Below are 7,224 nucleotides of genomic sequence, written 5' to 3' on the forward strand. Positions count from 1 at the left end.
ACCCCGGCCTTACAGCCCTATTGGGGTGCGAACCGACCGTTTTTAACAGCGGACGTGGATGGTGCGGTACAACCAGAGACGCCCCCGGCCTATTCCGTTGAGGAAAGCTCCATATGTTATCAACGGGCACTGGAAGTCTACAATGTGGTCAACAGTCTTACCCCGGATCAAAAGGCCATTGCGGAATTTTGGTCGGACGATCCGGTAACGACCGCTACTCCTCCGGGGCATTCCATTTCTATCCTCAATCAGATCATTAAGGAAAAAGATCTTGATTTATCGGTATCCGTAGAAGCTTTTGCAAAATTGGGTATCGGGATTTCCGATGCTTTCATATCCTGTTGGAAAGTCAAATATGAAACACTTTATCCTAGGCCCATAACCTATATCAACGCACACATAGATCCCGATTGGAAACCTATTTTGAGCACCCCACCTTTCCCGGAATACACTTCTGGACACTCCGTTCAATCCGGCGCCCTGGCAGAAATTATGACGGATTTTTTCGGTGAGAGTTATGCGTTCAAGGATCGCACCCATGAGACCCGAACGGATATGGATGGCACACCTAGGAGTTTCAATAATTTTTATGAGTTGGCCGAAGAGGCGGCCATTTCAAGGTTGTATGGTGGCATCCATTTTAAGGAAGCCATTGAACTGGGTCTGCAACAAGGCTACCAGATCGGAAAAAATGTAAACGCCTTGAATTTGGATAAATAACAAAACGTTTACGAAAACATTATTTAGAGGCTATTGTAATCGAATTTGGTCAAAATTCTCGATAAGTCGGATTTTTTTTGGTAAAAGACAAAAAGAACGAAGTTGGATAGGCGGATTTTGACCCCAACATACATTTGAGGGATACGGCATTTATAGATTATAAGCACCAAGTTCGGGTCGCTTACTTTGACAGCAAAGGATTCTCTTTCGGTTTTTTTCTAACCATACAAAGCTTCTAAAAATTGTAAAATCCGCACTTCGGGAGTATAGTACAAACTTTCGGAAGTATACCACAAACCCATGCCGCTTACTTTTCCAAACTTTGTTGTAATAAAAATATCCATTATTAACTTTTAAAAACAAAGATCATGAAAAAAGCAGTTTTTGGTGCAATGATGTTAGGTATTGCCAGCCTAGGGTACTCACAGGGTACAAACAGTAAAATCAACGAAGTAAAATTGTCGGGGGTAGAGGTTGCCCCAAGGAACCTGGCCTATATGGACAGGGTAAGCGAGGGGACCATATCGGACCGGGTGCTGGTACTTGAAAAGAAGGCATCGCGGTACAATATCAAGAAATCGCCCTTCTTTGACAATCGTTCCGAGGAATTTCAAGTTGCCTTTAGGCAAAAGGGCGGAAACATTCGTGCGACCTACGATAAGGACGGAAAGATATTGACATCTTCCGAGAGATTCAAGGATATTGCCCTTCCACCTGCAGTACGGAATTCCATTTACAAGGAAAATCCCGGATGGACCCTGCACAGCAATGCGTATTTGGTTTCCTACAACAACGGCAAGGATGTTAAAAAAACGTACAAGGCCCAAATTAGGAAAGGCAACCTAAAAAAGTACCTTAGGTTAGGGGTGGATGGAAATAAAATATAATCGAATATTTTCATCACCTAAAAATGAGGAGGCTGCCTGAAAAGGCGGCCTCTTTCAGTTTAGGGTTATCTGATTTGGTTATAAAGGGCCTATCCCAAAAATGTACTGTTTTCAAATCATTGGGATTCGGCCTTATCTATTTTCTAACCTTTATTCATTGTTGATCTCTGAGGGTTTAATTCCCCGCTGGTTGCAACATTAGTGCTAAATTAAGAAAAGGTTTAAAGTCTCCCCGATCAAACTTTTCGGATTCCATAATGGGTGTCGATCAAATTCAGGATAAAAATCCCAATATCCTCATTCCAATCCTTATCCAATAACGATAACAGGTATTTAACGGACACTTTTTTTCCTTTATTTATCTCATCGATAAGGCTTTTGATTCCCTCAAAATTCAGAAGGACCAGTTTTGCCCCCCTAATAAAAATCAAAAGGTTTTTTCCACCCAAGGAATCGACATATTTAATAACAAATGGTTTTTCTAACATAATATGGTCCTCGATGGAGAATTCGGTTTGCTTTTTTTTGGGAAGCGGACTTGTACAATAGCCGGAATTACTAGACAAGGCGTACTTATGAATCTTAAAGATTTCTTTCATAAAGATTTTAAAAGGCAGGTTTTCCAGATCTTTTGGTAGCTTAAATAAATCTATGGCCTGTCGCGATGCACTTAGATCTTCAATTCCATTTTTATCGGGCAACATGGTTTCTGTGTTCCCTTCCAGATATTGGTCTTCTACGACTTTTAATAGTTTTATGGCCAATTCGCTTTTTAATTTGTTGTTGAACCAAAGTGTCAGGCCAACGGATAGATTATCCGATTTTCCAATATGGTAAACATTGGGCGGCATATAGAACAAATCTCCTTCTTTAAAGAGATGGACATTGGCATAGGGAAGAAACTTTTCTTCATCTTTGTTGTTGGCCTTATTTTTGCCCGCGAGTTTCTTATATTTCTTCTCGTTCCATGTATACATGGTTTTTTCACCAGGCCCCAAGTGGAAATGAATAACACTTTCGCCAGGGTCATCTTGATGGATCCCGATTGGGGTCCAGCCATAATTACCGATAAAAAAAGTAAAATTAATACCTAAAAGCGGGGTTCCTGCCTTTTTTAGTAGGGGAGAAATTTTATGGGCCATTCTTTTTGCCAATTCATTGTTTAAATTTTCAGCCCTGTTGATTATGATTCCAAATTTCTGGTTTCCAAAGGTTCTTTGCGCCCAACTGGTAAGGGAATCTATATCTTTTGGGGGTGAGTTGTAGATTCTGTTCAATTCTTTGGCGGTCAATTGCCTGCCCTCCACATAAACCCGAAACCCATACAAAGTGGTTTTTAATTTGCATTGCGTTCGGAGAATGTCCAAAATGTTGGCTCTCATGGCTTGGGTCTCCTTTTTCGGGAGACAATCTTCAAATACGGCTGCCTTTGTAAACGAATTCGTAGTCCTTAAAAACGTATGTTCCCACCAATTCGCAGTAAACTTTTTTTCATTTGGGACCGCTTCTTTTGATGACATGATGTTATGGTTTAGTAGGGCTGTTTTGAAAATTGAACAACGTACCGAATTTCGACAAATTTCTTAATGGATCGTGTTGTTTCTCTTCCCGAATATTCGACCATGAAGCGGAAGATCTAAATTTTAAGAACATCGATAAAAGTTAAAATATTTGCCCAAATTTTTGGAGCTTGCAATAAGGAAATTTACTAAATTTATAGAGGTCTAAAAAGCACATATTATGAATACACCGAAAAAAGAATACAAGGGGACAAAAAAAATGACAAAAGAGAAGCTGATTGCGGAAAAACCTAAGACTGCTTCCCCACCGGATCGTGGTCCAACCCATACCGGAAAACTTAATGCTGTCCAACCACCGAAACGTGGTAGAACCCATACTGGTGGCTAATCAGGTATGCGATTAAAACTTAAGAACCGAAGCGTAAAGCTTCGGTTTTTTTTATTCCATCCCGACCCGTCTGCCCCTGCCATGCGCATGAACACAGAAAATTTAGTGCCTTATGGGAAAAAATAGGTTCAAAAAGAAGTAAACTACAAATTTTTGGGACTATAGTACAAACCCATATCACTTGTTTTTTACAATTTATAGCCGTTAAAAATAGCCGGACGACTTAAAAAATAGTACCTTAATAAGGCAAATTACTTCGGGAATATGAATGGAAAAATACGGGTATTTGTTTTTCTTGTCCAGTGTTTTGTTGGGGGCCATACAATTGCCCAGAAACCAAACAATGACCCACTTCCAGAAAATTTCAAGGAGGTTGGACTGCCCTATATCCAAAACTATACACCAGATGACTATGGGAAGGCTCATGCCCAAAATTGGGCCGTGGCTCAGGATAGTTTGGGCATCCTCTATTTCGCCAATGGTGATGGGGTGATGATGTATGATGGGGTTACTTGGGACGTGATCGGGCTGCCCAAAATTAGCGCTGCTAAATCCATTGCCATAGATAGGCATAACCGGGTATATGCCGGAGCTTCGGGGGAATTTGGCTATTTAGAGCCGGATTCTCTTGGCCGAATGAAATATGTTTCCCTATCTGCCTTATTAAAAAAGAAAGAACAAAATTTCACGACAATCTGGCAAATCCATGCCGTTTCGGATGGGATTTATTTTCAAAGTGAGGAGTTTCTTTTTAGGTGGGCGGATGGTCACTTTAAAGCATGGAAGAGCCAAAGCGGATTTAAATTTTCATTCTTGTTTTCGGTCAACAATAAGCTATATGTAAATATCCGTGGCGAGGGGTTAATGCATTTGGCTGGGGATGCGATAAAGTTGATACCCCATGGGGAGTTTTTTAAGGATAGAAAGATTACCACCATATTACCTTACGAAAGAGATCAATTACTAATCGGCACACCAAACGGGTTCCTTATCTATAAAAATGGGGAAGTTATTCCGTATAAAACCGATTTGGATGACTTTATAAAACAGAACAAACTCTACACAGGGCTCCAATTGAACAATGGAAGCTACGTCCTGGGGACCCTTAACGGAGGGTTGGCCGTTATGGATGGCAAGGGAAGGCAGCTTCTCCTTCTGGACAAGGAGAAAACATTGGCCTCCCTATCCGTACATAAACTATATCAAGATGGGTCAGGGATTTTATGGGCTGCTTTGGGAAATGGCCTGGCCAAAATAGAATATCCTTCCCCATTTTCTACGTATGACCATTTGGGGGTTACCTCCCATTGCAGTGTCATTACACGTTTTCAAAATAACCTATATGCCGGTACCCGCAACGGACTGTTCCGGTTGGTTACCGATGGGGCCAACGGTACCTTATTTGAAAATGTACAGGGGATAAAAGATCATATCTGGGATCTTTTGGTCTTTGATAATATGCTATTGATCGCCTGGGAGGACGGAGTGTACCAATTAAAGAACGGGGAAATCAGGCCTATCGGGCACTGGAACCCATCTGCATTCCATAGGTCCAGTTTGGATCCGAACAGGGTTTTTATTTCGCTGGCGGACGGGTTGGGATCAATATATTATAAAGAGGGTCATTGGTTGGATGAAGGTCTAATAAACGGAGTACAAGGTTCTACGTATGCCATTATCGAGGAGGCTTCGGGGAATCTGTGGTTGGAGACGGGTGAGGACTGGATATGGCGGGTTTCTTTTAAAACTAGGGGGGAAGCCTTAAAACTGAAAGCCCCTAAATGCGAAAAGTTTGGCACGGCGCAGGGTTTGCCGGAGGAGCAGGTTGTTCCTTATCAGGTCAACGGTACTGTTTTTTGTGTTTCATTCAATGAGAGGGAAACCTTTGAACTTGATACAAATTCGAACAGGTTCCATCCCGATCATACACTGAACAAAGCCTTGGGAATCCCCGGTAAACCTATTTTTGTAGATTATGTGGATGCCGATGAAAATATTATTTTTAGAATTAATAACAACGACGAGCCCACAAAGCGTTTTATAGCTTGGCTGTCCGGTTCGGGGAAGTATAAAATAGAGAATTTAAAGGAAGAACGGATAGCCGATAACCTAGTGCAGACGTGGTATGTGGAAACCAAAGACAGTATCATATGGCAGTTCGGCGATAAAGGTATTGTACGCCATGATGTGCGGGTGGCAAAAAATGATAAATACCCTTTCACTGCCCTATTAAAAAAAGTGATCTATAAAAGGGATTCACTTTTAATTGCGGGAGCTTATAGTTCCCAAACGGCAACACTTCCCTTTAAAAATAACAGTTTTCGTTTTGCCTATGCCAGCCCCAGCTTTTATCGGGAAGACATCAATAGGTTCCAGTACAACTTGGAAGGCCTTGATGAAAAATGGTCGGGTTGGAATTTTGAAACACAGAAGGATTATAACAACCTTCCCGAAGGCAACTATACCTTCAAGGTCCGGGCAAAGAACATTTTTGGGCAGATCAGCAATGAGGACAGCTACAAGTTTACCATTCTTAACCCATGGTTCCGTACCTGGTGGGCGTACATGGGTTATTTATTGGCGGCAATAGTACTGTTATGGCTTTTTGCGCAATGGCGTTCCCGGCAGTTGCGCCACAAGAATTTGGCGTTGGAGGCCCTCATCGAGGAACGGACCGAAGAGATCCGAAAAAAAAACGAACTCCTTGGCCATCAGACCGAAAAATTAAAGGAGATGGATACCATGAAGACGCGCCTCTTCGCCAATATCTCGCACGAGTTCCGTACCCCCCTTACACTTATTAAGGGGCCCATCGAAAAACTGGAAGAGGCAAAGGAAAATACGCTAAGCACCCTCAACATAAAAATGATACGCCGCAACGCCAATCGCCTTTTAAAATTGGTGAACCAATTGCTGGACCTGTCCAAGCTTGACAGTGGTAAGCTGCAACTGGATCTGGCCGAGGGCGATGTCTTTAAATGCATACGTGCGGCAGCTTCCTCCTTTAGCTCCCATGCCGCGCAGCGACAAATGGACTACCAGATAAAAGTGCCTTCCAGCCCGTTATGGGCCTCCTTTGATAGGGATAAACTGGAAAAGATCGTCTATAACCTGTTGAGCAACGACTTTAAGTTCACCCCGGACGAGGCGAAGGTCATCATCCGTGCAAATTATGGCAACGACCGATTGCAACTGACGGTTTCCGATTCGGGACATGGTATAGAAAAGGAGAAGCTACCGCATATCTTCGACCGCTTTTATCAGGTGGACAGTAGTTACACCAAGGAAAAATCCGGTACCGGTATCGGACTGGCACTCACCAAAGAGCTGGTGGAACTTTTTTCGGGAGAGATATATGTGGAAAGTGAACCCGACAAGGGCAGTATCTTTAAAGTAATCGTACCCTTGGAAAAAATAAGATCCTATAAAAATGAAGAACCGGAAGAAATAGCTAGTAGCGTTTTTGATGAGGTGGATGATTTAGGTGAAATGGCCGACGTTGAAATAAGCCAAAGGAATATTAAGGTGCTCATCATCGAGGATAACCACGACATGCGGCATTTTATCAAGGAGCAATTGATGGGAGACTATGAGGTGCTGGAAGCGGTAAATGGAAAGGACGGGCTTGCAAAAGCGGGGCAAATCGTTCCCGATCTGATCATAACCGATCTGATGATGCCCCAAATGGATGGCATTACCCTCTGCAAAA

At 42.4% G+C, this 7,224-nt stretch carries 5 protein-coding genes; 4 read left to right on the plus strand and 1 reads right to left on the minus strand.

Annotation, left to right across the window (positions count from 1 at the left end; all coding sequences use genetic code 11):
* On the plus strand, positions 1–720 hold a 720-nt coding region (locus tag ACEW8S_RS08040; protein WP_373517645.1), incomplete at its 5' end, for a vanadium-dependent haloperoxidase.
* A gap of 368 nt (positions 721–1,088) precedes the next feature.
* Entirely contained in the window at positions 1,089–1,607 is a 519-nt protein-coding gene (locus ACEW8S_RS08045; protein ID WP_373517646.1) for a hypothetical protein, read from the plus strand.
* 236 nt (positions 1,608–1,843) lie between these two features.
* Here ACEW8S_RS08045 and ACEW8S_RS08050 read toward each other — a convergent pair whose 3' ends face one another.
* Positions 1,844–3,127 carry a hypothetical protein gene (locus ACEW8S_RS08050; protein WP_373517647.1) on the minus strand — a complete coding sequence of 428 codons (1,284 nt, stop codon included), beginning with the start codon at positions 3,125–3,127 and terminating at the stop codon, positions 1,844–1,846.
* 220 nt (positions 3,128–3,347) lie between these two features.
* On the opposite strand from ACEW8S_RS08050, the gene ACEW8S_RS08055 reads away from it, so the two are divergent.
* Both ACEW8S_RS08055 and ACEW8S_RS08060 read left to right on the plus strand, forming a co-directional pair.
* Entirely contained in the window at positions 3,348–3,515 is a 168-nt protein-coding gene (locus tag ACEW8S_RS08055; protein WP_373517648.1) for a hypothetical protein, read from the plus strand.
* 264 nt (positions 3,516–3,779) lie between these two features.
* On the plus strand, positions 3,780–7,224 hold a 3,445-nt coding region (locus tag ACEW8S_RS08060), incomplete at its 3' end, for an ATP-binding protein (RefSeq protein ID WP_373517649.1).

The organism is Pricia sp. (assembly GCF_041745955.1).
In the GTDB taxonomy this organism is placed as follows: domain Bacteria; phylum Bacteroidota; class Bacteroidia; order Flavobacteriales; family Flavobacteriaceae; genus Pricia.